Consider the following 16,395-nt stretch of genomic DNA (forward strand, 5'->3'; position numbering starts at 1 on the left):
CATTCAGCCGTCCCTGCGGTGCTACGCCGCCGGAGTTTCCGGGGCGGGCGGCAATGGCGCACCCGGCCAGGCCCGGAGTACGGCCTGAATAAGGGTAGCCAGAGGTATGGCGAAAAACACGCCCCAGAACCCCCAGATACCGCCGAAGAACAGTATCGACACGATGATCGCCACCGGATGCAGGTTCACGACCTCGCTGAACAACAAAGGTGCAAGCAGATTGCCGTCCAACGCCTGGATAATTCCGTAGGCGAGTATCACGTAATAAAAATCGGCGGTTAGCCCCCATTGCGACAACGCGACCAAGCCGACCGGCACTGTAACGGCGGCGGCGCCGACATAGGGGATCAGTACTGATAGTCCGGTGAGTACGCTGAGCAACAGGGCAAACTGCAAACCCAGCATGGAAAAAACGGCAAAGGTTACCGAGCCTACCAGGATGATCTCCCAGAATTTGCCGCGCACGTAGTTGCCGATCTGCGCATCCACTTCCTGCCAGACGATACCGGCAAGCTGACGTTCGCTCGGCAAAAACTCCGCCAGCCAGCTGAGTATGCGGTTCTTGTCACGTATCATGAAAAATACCAACAGAGGCACCAACACGACGTAGACAATGACCGTGATCAAGGCAACAAGCGATGTCATCGAATACGACAGCACCGGTTGCCCAAGGCGAATGAATTCGGACCCAAGACCAGCAATGAATTCCTGAATCTGTGCCTCGGATAGAAAGTTGGGGTATTCCTTTGGCAGCCGCAGTAACAGCCCCTGCGCACGCTCAAGAATCTGCGGCACCTGAGCAACGAGTCGTGATACCTGCCGAATCAAAGGCGGTAACAAGCCGAACAGCATCATGGCAACAAACGATATAAAGCCAACGAACACCAGTAGTACACTGGGAAAATGCGGGGCACCCAACCGTTCCAGGCGGGCAACCAGACCCTGCAACAGGTAGGCAATCACGATGGCCGCCAGTACCGGTGCAAGCATGTTACCGAACAGGTAAATTGACAAACCAAGACTCAGCAACGCCAGCGTCAGCGTGACGACCTGGGGGTTCTCGAGGTGACGCCGAAACCAGCGGCTAACGCTGTTCATATGCGTGTTGTAATTTTGCGGATTACTCATAGGTCGCAATCATTACACAAAACTCGTGCGCCGGATGCGGCTGGTTAAAAAATGCCTGAGTACGGTCCCGCTGTCCTGGAGCCGTAATTTGCAACAGGTGAATGCCGAACCGGGCAATAGCCGGTAACAGCTGGCCGGCCGCCGCAAGAGCACGCCAGTGCCGTGTTCGCGGTCAGTTCCACCATTTGTTAGGGTCAATCTTTGTGATGGAAGTAGACATGCCGATGGATTTCAACGCCTGGTCCGTGCCGCTGCCGGCGGCAATGCATACCGCCAGCGGCAAGCCGCGCCGGATCGGCGTTGAACTTGAGATGATCGGCCTCAGTGTCAGCGAGGTCAGCCGGATGGTCGCATCCCACCTCAACGGCAAAGTTCGCGAAGACACGCCCTACGAACATTTCATCACCGGCGACGATGCCGGCGAATGGGGCGTCGAACTGGACTACGCGTACCTGAAGGAACTGGGCCGTGAACAACCGGCCGATGTCGAAATGCTGGCAGTGCTCAACGAAGTGGCCGAAGGCGTGCTGCGTGCGGGCGCCGAAGCAATCGTGCCGGTCGAGATTGTCAGCCCGCCACTGCCAATACAACGGCTGGCAGACATACAGGCGCTGATTGCTCGTTTGCGATCGGCGGGAGCAAAGGGTTCTGGCGCTGGCGTTACCTATGCCTTCGGTATGCAGTTCAATCCGGAATTGCCTGACCTTGAGGCAGCCACGATCAGTGGCTACCTGAAGGCCTTCTTTTGTCTTTACGACTGGCTTGCTGCGCGTAGCAAAGTCGACCTGACCCGTCGTCTGACCGGGTTCAGCGCTGCGTTTCCGGAAAGCTATGTTCGCAAGGTAGTTGATCCCGAATACTGGCCCGATCAAGCACAGCTGATCGATGATTACCTCAGCGACAACCCAAGCCGTAACCGGGCACTCGACATGTTGCCGTTGTTCATGCACCTCGACGAAAAGCGCTTGCGCGCTGTCGTCGACGACCCGCGCGTCAAACCGCGCCCAACCCTGCACTACCGACTGCCCAACTGCGAAATCCACCGCAAAGACTGGGGCATTCATCTGGCATGGGGTGACTGGCTGGTCGTCGAAAGCCTGGCCGCTGACCGTGACCGGCTCAACAATTTGTGCAGCGCGTACGCCGCGTGGCTGGATAAACCGCTCAGCCGCTTGTTCGACAACTGGGCCGACGAAGTCGCTGCAATGCCCGGGGTCAGCAGCGGCACATGAGCCGCCCGCTCATCGGCATCACCGGGCCACGACGCGGTGCGGTCGGACCACGCCTGTGCATACACCTCGGCGTCTGGCTCGCCGGCGGCCGGGCGGTGCAACTGCGCCCCGGCAGTCCTGTCGATACCTCTGCGCTCGATGGTGTGATCATCAGCGGCGGTCACGATGTCGAACCGACCTTGTACAAAGCAGAAGCGGAAGTCGTGGGCAACTACGATCCGGAACGCGACCGTTTCGAGGCCGCCATTATCGACTCCGCGTTGCGCGATGAAACACCGTTGCTTGGGATCTGCCGCGGCGCCCAACTGCTCAACGTGCGCATGGGCGGCAGCCTGTTTCAGGACCTGCGAAAACGCCGCCGCAAGACTTCCAGGCGTCGCTTTATCCTGCCACTGAAAACCCTCTGCCTGGACGGTGGTTCCAGACTGGCGCGGATACTCGGCGCGGGTGACATCCGCATCAACAGCCTGCACAACCAGAGCATCGACCGGGTTGGCAATAGCCTGACCATCAGCGGACGAGATCTCGATGACATCGTGCAAGCCGTTGAGCGTGCGAATCACCCGTTTCTGCACGGTGTGCAATGGCACCCGGAGTTCCTGATTTACTCTGCACGACAACGACGACTGTTTCGCGCCCTGCTGGCGGCAGCGGCTGACTATCGGGCGGCACGGGACCGGCACGCGTGATCATCTACGGTGGCTTGTTTCTGACGGCCTTACTCGCGGCGACCATATTGCCAGCGTATTCCGAGGTGCTGTTCACCGGCCTGCTTCTGCAAGGTCATGACCCGTTGCTTCTGTGGCTAACAGCGTCTGTCGGCAATACTTTGGGTTCGGCTGTGAACTGGGCACTCGCGGTGTACTTGCTGCGGTTTCGCGAACACCGCTGGTTTCCGTTTCGGGAGGAACGCCTTGGTCGCGCACAACGCTGGTTTCAGCGTTACGGCGTGTGGTCCCTGTTGCTGGCCTGGGCGCCAATTGGTGGTGACGCGCTAACGTTTGTTGCCGGCTTGATGCGGGTTAACTTTTGGCTGTTCCTGACGCTGGTAGCGATTGGCAAAGCAGCACGCTATGCAGCCTTGATCGGCATTGTGCACTTTGCCGGCTGACTGGTGCAGGTTGAATAACGACCTCCAACCTGCACCCAACACCTCTAGCGCTGCTTCCAGGTACCGCCTTCCCGGTAGTACCAGCCTTTCTCCGCTTTGGCGATCCAGCGTTTCGCGAACGTGCGGCGAATTTCATCCTGCCATTCAGGGTGGCCGTTAACGCGCGCAATTTCCGCATAGAGTGCGTTCCAATCGTTGTTCTGCGCGGCCACCAGTTGCACGACCGTATTACGGTCCTTCAGTGGTACCAGACCACGATCTCTGATCTCGATCAGCCCGTCATCCGTGAGTCCGATTGCGCCGGAATCGTAGTAGGGTCGCAATGCAGAGAATCGTTGCGCCAGCGCGGCCTCCAAAGCCTGCTTCTCCGCCGACGGCTTGTCGAAGTCCACGCCACTCTGTGCATTGGCATCCGCAATAAAAAATCCGACATAACCCTGCGCCAGCGCAAGCATCACCGGCACCTCATCAGCATTCTCGCGTTGCAGCGATGCGCCACCCTCGGGCGTTTCACCACGCACCTTGTCGATAATCCGGTCCGCCGCCTGTTCTGCTGCAGCCTCCGGAAAATAGACGTTAATTGTCACGCATGCCGCGACCAGGACAACGAGCACGCCGGCCACGCTCAGGGTTAGCTTGTTCATTCGATTCATCTCCACTGGGGATGTTTACGCAAATCCATTCGATTTACCGTGCCAGGCCATCGACCGGCACGCGTTAGTTTACAACGGCCGACCCGCTACTGCTGATCTGACCGAGTTGGCGCACCAGTCGTTCCCAGCTTACGTCGCGACGGTAGCCTACAACATCGATCCGCGGTATGCCGCTGCCCTTGACGATGTAGTAGCCACTGCCTAATGCACTGTCGCCAGCCGGGCCTGCACCGCTCATCGTGCAACTACCCGCCCGCAAGACACAACGCAAGCCGATCCGGTCATACGCGAACACTTCAAAAAACTTTAACAATCCGCTCGACAATACCGCCCCTGCTCCGCCGCCGCCCACGCTGGTCAGGTTTTCCACGGCGCGCTGGCTGATGCGGTGCTTCGACTTGTCAGCCGGCGGCGTGTACAGGTGCATATCCATCGCGACCGGTTGCCAGGCCACCATCTCCAAGCCTGTCACATCCGCGCTTAACCGCCCCTGAATGAGACCGAAGGAGAAGGTATCAGTGAGCTGTTCCAGGTCGAGGTTACGCATTGTCAGATCACCGCGTAACCGCGGTACGCGGCCAAACGGTTGTTCCAGGCGCAGACCGGACATGGCAATCTCGCCGCCGAACGCGTTCGCCGTCAGGCTGCCGCCAACCGTCATCGCGTTACCTTCGTACTGCAGCAACGGCAGTTTTCCGGACAAAGAACCGGAAAATGCGGGCCAGCCGAACGCACCGGTGAGTTGACCCAGCTGCACAGGTTCGAGCGCGGCATCGAGCAATCCGCTCGCCTGTTCCGTGCCGTAGTCACGCATGATCAGGCGATTGATCAGCAGCGCACCGCCCATGGTGGGGATACGCAAAGGCGCCAGCAGTTCGACATCATTGCCGCCGAGCAGCATGGCAACTTCAGCGCCCTCAAGTGCAATTCCGTAGGCACTGGCACTGTCCCAGCTCAAGCGGCTAGCCGGCACAGTGCCCGCTGCACCCTCGGTGCCCGGCCAGTTAACGACCCCGTTCAACGCGTGGACAGCGAAACGGCGGCGCGTGTCATCCAGCAAAACATCCGTGAATTCCAGGTGTGCGGAAAGCGGAAAATTATCGGCAATGTCGAACCGGCCGGAAACACGCCCGGCCGTTTCCAGATCGGCGAACAGGGTTCCGGCGGCTAATATCTGCAGGCCGCTGCTGTACAGGGTATCGACCGACGAATCCCCGAGGACGATTCGGCCGCTGACCGTCGTCGGCTGCTCGTCCTGGCCGAGCGACACCTGCACAGTGCCGCCAACGTCGAGCACCGAACCCTGCTGCACGGAGAAATTCGCCAGTTGAAACTGTACGAAGTCAGCGGTCACCGCATCGCGCACGCGAACAGTCAGCGCATGCTCGTTCAGATTGGCGTACACAGGCTCAACATAAACCTCACCGCGATCGGCCTGCAGGTCCAGATCGAACTCATAACGGCCAGATTGCTGCCGCGCCGTGATGCTCAGATCGCCGTGCAATGCGTCCGTGACGAGCGTGCCAACGTCATTGGACATGGCGGCATCGTTGAGCGCCGCTTTGAGGGCAACGACGTATTCATCGCGGTCGCCGCTGTGCAAACTGCCACTGAGGCGGGCACTGCCCGTGGCGCTGAGGCCAGCGATTGCGTCGGTAAACGGATTCAGCAAGGTAAGCAACGCGTCGATCTGCAATTCGGTGGAATCGAACAACAGCTGGAACCCGTGCTGGACTGCATGCCCTTGCAGGGACATCTTGCCGTTTGCCAGCATCAAATCGTGCAGCTCAAAGCGTACGGCCTGGCTATTGCGTTCGTACTGCAGATCACCGGTGATGGTCTGACGACCAATAGCGGGAAAGTCGGCATTGATCTGTGCATCGGCACAATCAATGCGATCGGCAACAAACGATATCGTCCGGCAGACTATGGACGTATCCGTCAGCACCTGCTCGGCCGCCAGCAGTTCCAGGCGGCCAATACGAACCACTCCGCGCAAACCATCGTCGTCTATCTCAATGCCGAACTGCAACGACTCCAGATTCCAGTCGGCCGCCTCGATTCGAGCAACGGTACCGTTCAGCGCTGTGCTGTCCTGCGCAGCGACCGCCACGCCGGGCAACAGCAACGAACAACATAAAACGCTCAGCAAGCTGAAGTAAGGGAGCGGCACGATGAGTGATCCCGATGGCGATACGTGGGCAGCAGTGATCATCGAAGCGCCTTGCTGCGCAGTCGATGGTAGGGTCGGGCCCATGGCTTTACAAGCCACGTCAGGAGCAGACACTCCGACAGCTCTGCACCAGGCGATTCATTCGTAGTACCTTTGGTGGTCTGCGTGACTGCCACAGCAACCGACAGGACAACACCATGACTCTGCACATTGAACTTGCGCCGGTACTTTCCATAGCCGCTGGCATCGCCATACTGGTCGCACCGAAACTGCTGAATTACATCGTAGCCGCTTACCTGATCGTGGTCGGGCTGCTGCAAATAGTGAATTAGCGTCGCCGCAACTGGCTGGCGGCGATCTCAGCACAAATACGCATCGCGCCACACGGTACCGCAAGTCTCGCTGCGCCCTGAGCTTGTGGCGTACCGACGTTGCTGAGGATAGCGGGTCAGCGCATGTGCCGATTCAAGCCTTTTTGACGAACTCTGATTTCAGTTTCATCGCGCCGATACCATTGATCTTGCAATCGATGTCGTGATCACCGTCAACGAGCCGGATATTCTTGACCTTGGTGCCGACTTTAACGACCGCGGAGCTGCCTTTGACTTTCAGGTCTTTGATGACTGAAACGGTATCGCCATCCGCCAGTTCGTTGCCGTTGGCATCCCGCACGACGGCGCCGGCATTGTCCTCGGACTCACCCGGCCGCCACTCGTGCGCACACTCGGGACACACCAGGTTGTCGCCATCCGGATAGCTGTAAGCAGATGCACATTTTGGGCAGTTTGGCAGGTCGCTCATGAAACTCTCTGGTATTAAAGGGGCCGGCAGTATCGCACATACGCGTCATTGCAGCCCGCCGTTAACCCGGCCCTGACTCTTCTTTCGTCGGACGTTCCTCGTTTGCGTCGAACGAGCGGCCCAGGCGTACGCCAACCCATGCCCAGGCGGCGGCAATTCCGGAGCCCACGAGGGCTACGGCTGCCAGTCCCAGACCAATACCGTCAGTAAAAAATGCGAATACCGAACTGCTGATTGCATCACCGCCCCGGTACACGACGATATCGACCACCGGTTTGGTTTTGAAACGGTCTTCTTTGCTGACGTGGGTATAGAGCATCTCGCGTGCCGGGCGGGTCAAGCCGTAGTTGCCGCCGCGGCGAAACACCTGCAGCGCCAGCAATACCGTCAGTATCGGCGCAAACGCAAGAATCAACATGCCGATACAAATTAACACCGGCATCAACGCCAGTGCAGTCGGCATACCGAGCTTGTTGACGATCCGGCCCGTGACAAAAAATGCCAGACCGAACGTCATGAGATTCACGATCCAGTCGATGCTCGCCAGAATCTGGGTACGTTCTTCACGCGAGAAATCAGCCAGCAGGTTCTTCTGTTCGAAGTAGACAAACGAGCCGATAAACACGTAAAGCAGAATGAACGCACCAATGCCAAGCAAATAAGGATTGCTGACGAAGGCCTGAAAACCGTGCCACCAGTTGCCGCCCATCACGGCGCTTTTGGTATCGGCGACAAGATCGACATTACCGAGCTCCGCGGCCTTCAGGTGGTAGAGGTAAAAGACCAGCGGAATAACCAGCAACAGGCTCACCGATGCAACCAGCATCAGGTTGTCGGTGCCGAGATTATCGGCAAACAACGCAGGAATCGCCGGCCCCACAAGCGCACCTGCACTGGCGCCCGCGCCGATGATGCCGAACACGCGTTTGGCCTGGCCCTTGTTAAAGGTATCGGCCATGAAGGTCCAGAACACGGAAACGTGAAACAGGGCGAACACACTGACCCACAGATAGAACGCCTTGTCGACCAGCACCCAGTCCGATACGGAGGCCACGCCGAGGTAGAACGCAATGAAGGTGGCGGCGAAAAACGCGTACATCGCCGGTACAACGTGGCGCAACCGCACTCTCGAGATTGCGTAGCCATAGATCGCAACGATAGCTGCGCTGACGAAGAAGTTTATGTTCCACAGGAAGCTGACTTCCGTGTCAGTCCAGTCACTGGCCATCGCATCGCGTACCGGCCGCAGGATGTAGTAAGACGCCATCAGGATGAAGACAAACAACGTCGAAATCAGCGTTGCTTTCAGTTCATTCGCTTCAATCGCGGCCAACGCCTTGACGGCGCGCGCAGCTATACCCGTGTTCTGCTTGTTGCTCATAGAGTCAATCCACGATCCCCGAAAACCATAATGCCGTGATCGCAGAGTCTGCGACCACACCGCCAGTGCCGATCAGTATTGCTGCCGGACCGGCGTAGCGCCGATTCCGCAGGCTGCACATTAGCGGGATTCCGGACTCAGGAACAAGCCGCAGATACTTCCACAAGGCATATCAGGCCAGAGTGGCTGGCAGGGAAGCTCGCGCCATTAATGGTGACTCACCGGCTTAACAAGCCTTGACACAATCTTTGACGGAATTCGCGATTGCACTGAATACAATGAATCAGACCGTACTGGCCGACACCTCGTGCAATACACGTCGCGGGACATCGGGCTCGCGCAACAGGGCAAGGTCGGCATCGACCGGTACCGGCGTCCGGCATACCAGGCGCTCGGCGAGCCGGCTGTAAGCGGTCCAGCGACGCCATACGGTAGACGGGGACAAGCCCATATCGCGCAGTGCATGACGGTGATCCAGTAACACGATACCCGCGGCAACAAACATTGCGGCCCGCCAGGTAGCGACGAATACCCGGCGACGCCAGCCCGTGGTGACCTGGCTGCGCAGAAAGCTGCAGTGAAAGTGCAGGTGGGAGCGCTCGTCGTTAACGACTTGAGCCAGCAGTGAACGCAACCGTCCCGCGGGCAAGCGCGTAGCCAACAGGTGGTAGTAGCAGATCCCGACCACCTCGGCTGCGAGCAGAACCATCACTTTCAGCCGCAGCCCCAGCAGCCGGCGCGCACGCACGAACAGTCTTGCAGTCCAGTGCTGGTGAATGAGCGTACCGCCAAGATTGCGCACACAGATCGCCAAAATCGCGGCGTGCCGATGTTCTTCGGCAACGAACAGGCGCATGGCGCTCGCGTAATCGGGCCCGGCGGCCGGTATCGTGCTGCCGGCTGCCTGCTGAACGATCGACCCACCGCCGGATTCACCGAGCTGAAAGACGGCCAGCGACCTCGCCAGCGATTTTGGCAGCGCCGAGTAATCCTGCGGATCATCCAGTCCCGGCAGGCGGCGTTCACTGCGTGCCGCGAAGAATTCGCGCCATTGCTTCCAGTTTTCAGTTTCCATGCGCATCCGGCGTTCTCCTGTGCTTTGCCATGCGTCTGTTGTAAGCGGGAAATCTGCACATTCCCGGACCGGATTGTGGTCAATTGTGGCGGCCTGTCACGGGCGGCGCCTCGCAGCCGTAAATTCACGCCACACGCCGAATCCGTGCGCAACGGCCCTTTCCATACTTACGACAGCGACAAAAGCAGTCCAATCGCATCACCAGCGCGACCAATCGTTGCTTGCCGGAGCGCGCGACAACCCGGAATTGCCACCCGCAGCGCTAATAAGAAGTCGACGTCTTTTTCGGAATACCGGCTTCACACTGGAACAGTAATGGCCGTTGCATTGTCCAAGCGGTAGACAGATTTGCGCTGACTATTGCCAACACTGTCCCGCGGTATTGGGCAAAGGAGAAAACCATGAAGGCAAAATTTTATCGATTCTGTGGCGCCACTGCGCTGCTGCTGTTGGCAGCCGCCTGTGCGAACCAGAGCAGTAACCCGTCGATGGCAGACGGCGCAGACAGGACCTGCATCAACGTCCATAGCATCAACGGCTTCAGCTCGTTGAGTGATCGCGAACTGCTGGTGACAGCCAGCGTTAAGGACCACTACCTGTTCACCGTCGACGGGCATTGCCCTGGATTGCGCGACGCCCATTCCATCAAGGTCGTCGACTCAGTGAACCGCATTTGCAACGACGGCTTCGGCCGCGTGGTATTTGAAGATCGTTCCTTCGGGCCGCAATCGTGTCGCGTGAACAGTATTGAGCAGGTAATGAATCGCGACGAAGCCAGGGAGATTGTCACGGCCCGTCGCGACGCACGTCGCAAGCAGTAAACAGTTCAGCGAGAGCCGCGCAGGAACAGAAGCAGTTATCGCGCCTGTCTCAGGCAGGCGATGGCAGCTATTCAGCTGGCGAATTCAGCGCACCTGAGCGCTGAATTCTCTGACTGAAGGAGAGAAAGGTTCGGCACGATCACGGCGCTCCTCTATACTGCGCGGCAACTCAAGCTGTTATGCCTGGATTCCACGCTCGTGACCACCGCCGCACAAACGTCGTTCGCTGCCCTGCTCCGCCTGATGCGCTATGCGCGAGGGTTCCGTCGCCGGATCGTGCTGGCGTCCATCTGTTCCGTGATGAACAAGCTGTTCGACGTGATGCCGGAGATACTCATCGGTATCGCGATCGACGTTGTGGTGCGACAAAAGGCCTCGTTCGTCGCTGAACTCGGTATCGCCGACCCAAAGTGGCAACTCGCGCTGCTCGGCGGCCTGACGCTGGTGGTCTGGGTGTTTGAGTCGCTGTTCGAGTATCTGTACCTGATTCTGTGGCGCAATCTCGCGCAGGATCTGCAACACGCGATGCGGGTCGATGCCTACGAGCATGTGCAGCGACTCGACCTCACCTACTTCGAGGACCGCAGCACCGGCAACCTGGTGACGATACTCAACGACGACGTCAACCAGCTTGAACGTTTCCTGGACGGCGGTGCGAACAACCTGATTCAGGTAGCCACAACCGTCCTCGCGGTCGGCGCGGTATTTTTCAGTGTCTCGCCGCAGATCGCCTTGATCGCATTCACGCCCATACCGTTGATCGTGGTCGGCGCATTCTATTTTCAGCGCCGTGCGCAACCGTTGTACGCCGAGGTTCGCGAGCGCGTGGGCAGTCTCGGGGCGCGGCTGTCAGCCAACGTCTCTGGCATTACGACAATCAAGAGTTTCGCCACAGAAGACTTTGAGGCGGAGCGCATCCGGCAGGACAGCAACGCCTACCTCGAAGCCAATCGTAAGGCGATCGCGATCAGTTCCGCGTTCATTCCCGTCATACGCATGGCGATCCTGGCCGGTTTTGTCGCCACGTTCCTGCTGGGCGGCTGGATGACGCTGAACGGCACATTGCACGTCGGCGCCTACGGTGTACTGGTCTTCCTGACCCAACGCCTGCTGTGGCCGCTGACCAACCTCGCTGAAACAGTCGACCTTTATGAACGGGCAATGGCCTCATCGCGGCGCATTCTCGATCTCATCGAGACACCGGTATCGATACGCAATACGGCAGGGGCCAACGCGCTGGATAAGGTCGACGGCCGCATAGAGTTTCGCAAGGTTGATTTCGCTTACGGTGACGACGCTCCGGTTCTGCACGACATCAACCTGACCATAGACGCCGGCAATACCGTCGCCTTTGTCGGCCAGACCGGCTCGGGCAAGAGCACACTGATAAAATTGCTACTGCGCTTTTACACAGCGGCTTCGGGCGAAATACTGATCGATGGCCAACGCATAGACTCGGTCAGCCTGGACAGTTTGCGGCGACGGGTGGGCTTTGTAAGCCAGGATGTCTTTCTGTTTCAGGGCACGATTCGCGAGAACATCGCTTACGGCAGCCCGGACGCGACTTTTGAGGCGGTCCGCGCAGCGGCCGAATCAGCGGAAGCCACGGAGTTCATCGACCGGCTCCCACAAGGCTATGACACGGTGGTCGGTGAACGCGGGCAAAAACTATCCGGCGGCCAGCGTCAGCGCCTGTCGATCGCTCGCGCGTTACTGAAAAACCCACCGGTACTGATACTCGACGAGGCAACCTCAGCGGTGGATAACGATACGGAAGCGGCTATTCAACGCTCCCTGCAACGCATATCCCATTCCCGAACGACAATCGTAATAGCACATCGACTCTCTACCATCGTTCGCGCTGACTGCATCTACGTGATGGACAAAGGCCGCATTGCAGAAAGCGGCCGGCACACGGAACTGCTTGCGATGAACGGGATCTACGCGGCGTTGTGGGCAGTGCAGACCGGGCAGGCAGCCTGATTCAGTGGAGACTGGCCCGGCAGTTTTGCCCAAACCAGGCACCTTCCGACAGATCGTGGCTGGTGGAAGAAATGCGATCCCGGTGAAGTTCCCAACGGTATCGCTGGCTTCCAGGTGCGGCACTGGCGCTGGGCCGGCCGCATTATCGGGGTTGGTGTTTAGACAGGTCGTCCGGCCGTCGCTACGGTACGTGGATATTCAGCCGCACCCTCAACGACGGCCGGGGACCTCCGCAAGTTGTTGTTATTTTACTTTTCGTGACAATCGGCGTGCGCCCGCTGCGTTTCGAATATTGCACCTATTTCGTTTATTTCGTATGATCGGCCGCTTACGGAGGAAGCCAAATGACTATTTCAGCCAGCTACGCGGAAAAAATAGGAGACCGACTGCCTTCGGCAAGTGAACGAGAGGCCGCCAACCATTTGCGAAAAATTCTCGCGGCGCACGCCAGTCCAGCGGACAACAGCCGATTGAAGATCGTTGATCCGGCCGGCAAACCGACTGAAGTATTTCTCACCCCTGCGCTTTCGGAACTCTTGATTGAGCTACTCCGGCACATAGGCAAGGGAGACGCTGTAACACTCGTGCCCGTGACACAAAGACTGACGACGCAACAAGCCGCTGACCTGTTGAATGTTTCGCGACCGTATTTTGTCGGACTCCTTGAGAAAGGCGAGATGCCATTTGAGCTGGTCGGGCGTCACCGGCGTGTCCGAGCGAATGATCTTTTTGAGTACAAGAGCGCTCGGGACAGCAAGAGAGCCAAAGCACTTGACGAACTTGCGCAACTCGACGCGGACTATATTTGATACATGTTCGCAAATCGATTCACAGCGGTGGTCGATGCTTGCGTCTTGTTCAGCCCTTTAAAGCGCAATCTCATATTGTCACTCGCCGAGGCTGAACTGTTTCGGGTCCGCTGGTCTGAGCGGATACTTGATGAGACAGAGATTGCCACCGTCAGATACCTGACTGACAAAGGCTGTATCGATCCAGAAGAAAGAGCCAGGCGCGCAAGAACAATGATGACCACAGCTTTTGATGACGCCAACGTCGTTGACTATGATGGAATTTCGCACGATATCGGGAAACTGCCCGATGAAAGAGATCGACATGTCATTGCCGCAGCGATCAAGTGCCGAGCCGACATCATCGTTACCGACAACCTGAAAGACTTTCCAGGTACAGTTCTGGGGCGATACAACATCGAGGTGAAATCGGCGGACGAATTTATCGCCGATACTATTGATCTCAATTCTTCGCTGTCAGTTTCAGCCATTCGGACAATGCGACAGCGACTAAACAGGCCTGAAAAAACTCCCGAGGCTCTGCTACTTGACCTGGAGGCGCTCGGTCTGACGTTGACCGTCGATCAACTGAGAGAATCGATAACTCTGGTTTGAAACGATCGTCTTAGCTTTTCAGGCCGGAAACAACTCATAACCGTTCTTACAGCTGAGTTGTTAGTTGCAAGCCTCCAGTCAGAAATATCAAACCTCCCTTCTTACGTTTCCGAAGCCCAGAGCATCAGAAAACGCAACTCCGATTGCTGCGCCAGTCAAATATTGTCGGGCGACACCGCGAGCACGACGGCCATCCTTAGGCATATCGAATCTCTCTTCCGACAATATCTCGACGGCTAGGACTCAGCCAAAGTTCCTCGGCCATCTTCATACGCCTCAGCGAGCATATGTTGTGCATCTGCGCCTCCTGGGTCGGCAGCCATCCTCAAATACTGGAATGCATCCTCGTCAGTCGCGGGTTCGCGTTTGGTTCGCAGCAACATCGCGAGATTTGTTTGACAGGAAACGTCCCCAGCATCTGCACCAATCCGAAGCCAGTAGATCTCCTTGCCCTGATCACCCCGGACGAACCCGTAGTAATTGGCCAGTTCCTGCGCTGCTTCGCAGTTACGCTCGTTGGCATTGCGCTCCAACTCAGAGATTTCAGCCCTACTCAATGCTAATGATTGGTTACCCATCACTGGTGGGCTCGCGCCTTGACAGCCGGCCAAGAACACAAGCATCAGCACAGCTAAAATCGGGGTACTTCTACGGCAGCTCATCGCGGCTGGTACTCAACGAATTCACCGAGGTTTTTTGGATCTGGCAACGTATTGGATAGGTCAAACTCGTTTTCTGGGTTCACTGAGCTGGGAAGAGGGTCCGCAATAGTAATGTCTACATTCGAATCAATGATGATGAACTTGTTTGGCCCTTCAACGGGAATACCAAGCTCGTCCGCGAGGCGCTGCGCAAGAGACTCCTCGCCTCTACCAACGTTGCAAGACAATAACGTAACTTTCTTAGCGTCATTGAACTCTTCCAAGTTTCGAATCAAATCAGCAAGTCGCCGCGCATCGAGGTACTGAGAAAACCTGCGAACCATTAGGTTCTCGTTCCCGTGGCCCGCAACAGAAATAACGCCAGCAGGAGGATCTGGGATTCTCTGAGAATTGTGGTAGATCTGCTCGTTTCTTGGAAAGTAGTTGAAAGTCGGCTCTAGACCAAAAGGATCGAAGTACATCGTAGGCATATTTCCGACGTACGCATACGTGTTGAGCCCAGCATTCAAGCCGATTGGATCAGAGTCGAGATAGCGCCCCGTCGACGGGTCATAAGTTCTAAAGTAGTTGTAAAGAACTCGGCCGTACGACGATTGGCGACTACGTATGTGATTTCTCCAACGCAGTCCGCGGCTTAGGTTGTTGCCGCGCCGACGCATCCAGCGCGCAACAACTTTTTGGCCCTGATGCGACTTTTCGCTTAACAGGATAGGATCAGGCGTCGCTGATCTGGTCGAGCAACGGCTCCAGGAGCCGCCGGCCGTGAACGACGGCAACGACGAGGATTTCGTTGCCCTGGATGCGATAGATGAGCCGGTAGCTGTAAGATGAAGCGCTCGCGGATCGTGTCGTCGTCGAGCTCGGGCACGATGCGCCCGGCGTTCGGGAAGGTCGCGAGGTTTCGCGCCGCCTCGAGAAGCTTGCTGACCACGGCGCTCGTGTAGGCCGGCGAGTCGCAGTAGATGTACTCGGTGATGGCATCGACGTCATCGAGGGCCGCGGGCGACCAGCTTACGCGGACGTCCATTTGGCGAGTCGCTGCTCGGCCTCGTCCTGCGACACGCTGCCCTGTTCCTCGGCCACGGCGATGCCGTGCTGCACCTTCTCGATGACGTACAGGTGATACTGGACGTCCTCCAGGCTGCAGTCGTCCGTGAGCTTGTCGAGCAAGGCCTGCACTTCCTGTTTTGTGGCACTCATCGCGCTGCCTCCGTGGTCGTGAGCGTCGATTGATTGTACCAACGGCGTTCACCTTTAGCTGCCGCCCTTTTGTCCCTTTTTGTGCATGGAGGATGCTGCGGCGGGCCGCCGTTAACGCCGATTGCGTATAACGTGGGCATTATGTTCGGTGGTTGCTTGTAAGCCCCTCGGGGGTTTGGGGGCTCGATTTCTATCGAACTGAAATCGATTTGGCACCCCCGAATTGAGCGGTAAAATGGTATCGTCAGTTGAGTAACGAGAATTCGAGGACGCCAAGATGTCATCCGTCAAAGAGGCTGCACGCAGCATCGTCGACAATCTGCCCGAGCAGGCTACCTGGGACGATCTGATGTACGAGTTGTACGTCAAGCAGAAAATAGAGGCCGGCCTCGAGGCCGCCGCCGCAGGTCGCACCGTGCCACACGAGGAAGTCAAAGCGAGGCTGCTCGCCCGCAAGTCTCAATGAAGGTTGTCTGGACGGAGCCCGCCGAGACCGACCTCGACGACCTGTTCGATTACATCGCCCGGGACTCAGCCGTCTATGCCGAGCGCTTCATCGACCGCATACTCGACGCGGTCGCTACGCTTGACGAACTGCCCCGCAGAGGCAGGCAGGTTCCCGAAGCCAACGAAACGCACATTCGGGAACTCATCGTGCAGAGTCAGCGCGTGATTTATGCCGTCGATGACAGCAATGAGACGATCAACATCCTCGCCCTCGTGCATGTGCGCCGGGATCTCGTCAGTCAGGAATATCCGCCTTGGCGCTAGC

General features: G+C 57.8%; 20 protein-coding genes. 10 read left to right on the forward strand and 10 right to left on the reverse strand.

Features of this window, described 5'->3' with window-relative positions; translation table 11 throughout:
- Nucleotides 1–21: 21 nt before the first annotated feature.
- A complete protein-coding gene (locus BA177_RS16895) occupies nt 22–1,128 on the reverse strand; it encodes an AI-2E family transporter (RefSeq protein ID WP_231892466.1) in 1,107 nt (368 codons plus the stop codon).
- A 206-nt stretch (nt 1,129–1,334) separates the two neighbouring features.
- Here BA177_RS16895 and BA177_RS16900 point away from each other — a divergent pair, with 206 nt between their 5' ends.
- From BA177_RS16900 to BA177_RS16910, 3 genes are read left to right on the forward strand one after another with little or no spacing between them, the layout of a single operon-like run.
- Nucleotides 1,335–2,360: an amidoligase family protein gene (locus BA177_RS16900; RefSeq protein WP_231892467.1), complete on the forward strand. Its 1,026-nt coding sequence runs from the start codon at nt 1,335–1,337 to the stop codon at nt 2,358–2,360.
- Nucleotides 2,357–3,049 (forward strand): gamma-glutamyl-gamma-aminobutyrate hydrolase family protein, encoded by a 693-nt coding sequence (locus BA177_RS16905; RefSeq protein ID WP_068618162.1) that lies wholly within the window; start codon nt 2,357–2,359, stop codon nt 3,047–3,049. The genes BA177_RS16900 and BA177_RS16905 overlap by 4 nt, the downstream gene beginning before the upstream one ends.
- A complete protein-coding gene (locus BA177_RS16910) occupies nt 3,046–3,471 on the forward strand; it encodes a YqaA family protein (protein WP_068618164.1) in 426 nt (141 codons plus the stop codon). Before BA177_RS16905 ends, BA177_RS16910 begins: the two co-directional genes overlap by 4 nt.
- Nucleotides 3,472–3,515: 44 nt before the next feature.
- On the opposite strand, the gene BA177_RS16915 is transcribed toward BA177_RS16910, so the two are convergent.
- Together BA177_RS16915 and BA177_RS16920 are read right to left on the reverse strand one after the other, a co-directional pair.
- Nucleotides 3,516–4,115 (reverse strand): DUF1318 domain-containing protein, encoded by a 600-nt coding sequence (locus BA177_RS16915; protein WP_197493211.1) that lies wholly within the window; start codon nt 4,113–4,115, stop codon nt 3,516–3,518.
- 73 nt (nt 4,116–4,188) lie between these two features.
- Nucleotides 4,189–6,339 carry a hypothetical protein gene (locus tag BA177_RS16920; RefSeq protein WP_156762884.1) on the reverse strand — a complete coding sequence of 717 codons (2,151 nt, stop codon included), beginning with the start codon at nt 6,337–6,339 and terminating at the stop codon, nt 4,189–4,191.
- A 155-nt stretch (nt 6,340–6,494) separates the two neighbouring features.
- Here BA177_RS16920 and BA177_RS18440 point away from each other — a divergent pair, with 155 nt between their 5' ends.
- Entirely contained in the window at nt 6,495–6,629 is a 135-nt protein-coding gene (locus tag BA177_RS18440) for a DUF3096 domain-containing protein (RefSeq protein WP_082990216.1), read from the forward strand.
- 133 nt (nt 6,630–6,762) lie between these two features.
- Here BA177_RS18440 and BA177_RS16925 read toward each other — a convergent pair whose 3' ends face one another.
- The 3 genes from BA177_RS16925 to BA177_RS16935 all read right to left on the reverse strand — a co-directional run bounded on the left by BA177_RS16925 (nt 6,763) and on the right by BA177_RS16935 (nt 9,560).
- Nucleotides 6,763–7,098: a zinc ribbon domain-containing protein YjdM gene (locus tag BA177_RS16925; RefSeq protein WP_068618170.1), complete on the reverse strand. Its 336-nt coding sequence runs from the start codon at nt 7,096–7,098 to the stop codon at nt 6,763–6,765.
- A 61-nt stretch (nt 7,099–7,159) separates the two neighbouring features.
- Nucleotides 7,160–8,479 (reverse strand): NTP/NDP exchange transporter, encoded by a 1,320-nt coding sequence (locus tag BA177_RS16930; protein WP_068618171.1) that lies wholly within the window; start codon nt 8,477–8,479, stop codon nt 7,160–7,162.
- Nucleotides 8,480–8,762: 283 nt separating this feature from the next.
- Nucleotides 8,763–9,560 carry a glycosyl transferase gene (locus BA177_RS16935; RefSeq protein ID WP_156762885.1) on the reverse strand — a complete coding sequence of 266 codons (798 nt, stop codon included), beginning with the start codon at nt 9,558–9,560 and terminating at the stop codon, nt 8,763–8,765.
- A gap of 395 nt (nt 9,561–9,955) precedes the next feature.
- Between BA177_RS16935 and BA177_RS16940 the strand changes: the two genes are divergently transcribed.
- The 4 genes from BA177_RS16940 (at nt 9,956) to BA177_RS16955 (ending at nt 13,761) form a co-directional block, all read left to right on the forward strand.
- Nucleotides 9,956–10,375: a DUF6491 family protein gene (locus BA177_RS16940; RefSeq protein WP_068618174.1), complete on the forward strand. Its 420-nt coding sequence runs from the start codon at nt 9,956–9,958 to the stop codon at nt 10,373–10,375.
- Between the two features lie 243 nt (nt 10,376–10,618).
- A complete protein-coding gene (locus BA177_RS16945; protein WP_197493445.1) occupies nt 10,619–12,358 on the forward strand; it encodes an ABC transporter ATP-binding protein in 1,740 nt (579 codons plus the stop codon).
- A 344-nt stretch (nt 12,359–12,702) separates the two neighbouring features.
- The gene (locus BA177_RS16950; protein ID WP_068618178.1) at nt 12,703–13,167 is read left to right on the forward strand and encodes a helix-turn-helix domain-containing protein; all 465 of its coding nucleotides are present in this window, start codon (nt 12,703–12,705) and stop codon (nt 13,165–13,167) included.
- A 3-nt stretch (nt 13,168–13,170) separates the two neighbouring features.
- Entirely contained in the window at nt 13,171–13,761 is a 591-nt protein-coding gene (locus BA177_RS16955; protein WP_068618180.1) for a PIN domain-containing protein, read from the forward strand.
- A 236-nt stretch (nt 13,762–13,997) separates the two neighbouring features.
- Here the strand turns inward: BA177_RS16955 and BA177_RS16960 are convergent, their stop codons facing one another.
- The 4 genes from BA177_RS16960 to BA177_RS16975 all read right to left on the reverse strand — a co-directional run bounded on the left by BA177_RS16960 (nt 13,998) and on the right by BA177_RS16975 (nt 15,623).
- A complete protein-coding gene (locus tag BA177_RS16960) occupies nt 13,998–14,342 on the reverse strand; it encodes an SEL1-like repeat protein (RefSeq protein ID WP_156762886.1) in 345 nt (114 codons plus the stop codon).
- 77 nt (nt 14,343–14,419) lie between these two features.
- Complete coding sequence (locus BA177_RS16965) at nt 14,420–15,082, reverse strand: RHS repeat-associated core domain-containing protein (RefSeq protein ID WP_082990217.1); 663 nt, start codon at nt 15,080–15,082, stop codon at nt 14,420–14,422.
- A 41-nt stretch (nt 15,083–15,123) separates the two neighbouring features.
- The gene (locus BA177_RS18980; RefSeq protein WP_250637158.1) at nt 15,124–15,450 is read right to left on the reverse strand and encodes a type II toxin-antitoxin system RelE/ParE family toxin; all 327 of its coding nucleotides are present in this window, start codon (nt 15,448–15,450) and stop codon (nt 15,124–15,126) included.
- On the reverse strand, nt 15,435–15,623 hold the full coding sequence (locus tag BA177_RS16975) for a hypothetical protein (protein ID WP_068618185.1): 189 nt from the start codon (nt 15,621–15,623) through the stop codon (nt 15,435–15,437). Before BA177_RS16975 ends, BA177_RS18980 begins: the two co-directional genes overlap by 16 nt.
- A gap of 277 nt (nt 15,624–15,900) precedes the next feature.
- Between BA177_RS16975 and BA177_RS16980 the strand changes: the two genes are divergently transcribed.
- Both BA177_RS16980 and BA177_RS16985 read left to right on the forward strand, forming a co-directional pair.
- The gene (locus tag BA177_RS16980; protein WP_068618188.1) at nt 15,901–16,089 is read left to right on the forward strand and encodes a hypothetical protein; all 189 of its coding nucleotides are present in this window, start codon (nt 15,901–15,903) and stop codon (nt 16,087–16,089) included.
- Entirely contained in the window at nt 16,086–16,394 is a 309-nt protein-coding gene (locus BA177_RS16985; protein ID WP_068618191.1) for a type II toxin-antitoxin system RelE/ParE family toxin, read from the forward strand. The genes BA177_RS16980 and BA177_RS16985 overlap by 4 nt, the downstream gene beginning before the upstream one ends.
- Nucleotide 16,395: the final 1 nt, after the last annotated feature.

Origin of the sequence: Woeseia oceani (genome assembly GCF_001677435.1) — a bacterium.
In the GTDB taxonomy this organism is placed as follows: Bacteria; Pseudomonadota; Gammaproteobacteria; order Steroidobacterales; family Woeseiaceae; genus Woeseia; species Woeseia oceani.

Excerpts from the sequence above, each read along its gene's own strand:
- BA177_RS16895 (WP_231892466.1), bottom strand. The coding sequence starts at position 1,128 with ATGAGTAATCCGCAAAATTACAACACGCATATGAACAGCGTTAGCCGC.
- BA177_RS16940 (WP_068618174.1), top strand. The coding sequence starts at position 9,956 with ATGAAGGCAAAATTTTATCGATTCTGTGGCGCCACTGCGCTGCTGCTG.
- BA177_RS16930 (WP_068618171.1), bottom strand. The coding sequence starts at position 8,479 with ATGAGCAACAAGCAGAACACGGGTATAGCTGCGCGCGCCGTCAAGGCG.
- BA177_RS16935 (WP_156762885.1), bottom strand. The coding sequence starts at position 9,560 with ATGCGCATGGAAACTGAAAACTGGAAGCAATGGCGCGAATTCTTCGCG.
- BA177_RS16975 (WP_068618185.1), bottom strand. The coding sequence starts at position 15,623 with ATGAGTGCCACAAAACAGGAAGTGCAGGCCTTGCTCGACAAGCTCACG.
- BA177_RS18980 (WP_250637158.1), bottom strand. The coding sequence starts at position 15,450 with ATGGACGTCCGCGTAAGCTGGTCGCCCGCGGCCCTCGATGACGTCGAT.
- BA177_RS16965 (WP_082990217.1), bottom strand. The coding sequence starts at position 15,082 with ATGCGTCGGCGCGGCAACAACCTAAGCCGCGGACTGCGTTGGAGAAAT.
- BA177_RS16955 (WP_068618180.1), top strand. The coding sequence starts at position 13,171 with ATGTTCGCAAATCGATTCACAGCGGTGGTCGATGCTTGCGTCTTGTTC.
- BA177_RS16915 (WP_197493211.1), bottom strand. The coding sequence starts at position 4,115 with ATGAACAAGCTAACCCTGAGCGTGGCCGGCGTGCTCGTTGTCCTGGTC.
- BA177_RS16980 (WP_068618188.1), top strand. The coding sequence starts at position 15,901 with ATGTCATCCGTCAAAGAGGCTGCACGCAGCATCGTCGACAATCTGCCC.
- BA177_RS16920 (WP_156762884.1), bottom strand. The coding sequence starts at position 6,339 with ATGATCACTGCTGCCCACGTATCGCCATCGGGATCACTCATCGTGCCG.
- BA177_RS18440 (WP_082990216.1), top strand. The coding sequence starts at position 6,495 with ATGACTCTGCACATTGAACTTGCGCCGGTACTTTCCATAGCCGCTGGC.
- BA177_RS16925 (WP_068618170.1), bottom strand. The coding sequence starts at position 7,098 with ATGAGCGACCTGCCAAACTGCCCAAAATGTGCATCTGCTTACAGCTAT.
- BA177_RS16945 (WP_197493445.1), top strand. The coding sequence starts at position 10,619 with ATGCGCTATGCGCGAGGGTTCCGTCGCCGGATCGTGCTGGCGTCCATC.
- BA177_RS16905 (WP_068618162.1), top strand. The coding sequence starts at position 2,357 with ATGAGCCGCCCGCTCATCGGCATCACCGGGCCACGACGCGGTGCGGTC.
- BA177_RS16985 (WP_068618191.1), top strand. The coding sequence starts at position 16,086 with ATGAAGGTTGTCTGGACGGAGCCCGCCGAGACCGACCTCGACGACCTG.
- BA177_RS16950 (WP_068618178.1), top strand. The coding sequence starts at position 12,703 with ATGACTATTTCAGCCAGCTACGCGGAAAAAATAGGAGACCGACTGCCT.
- BA177_RS16900 (WP_231892467.1), top strand. The coding sequence starts at position 1,335 with ATGGAAGTAGACATGCCGATGGATTTCAACGCCTGGTCCGTGCCGCTG.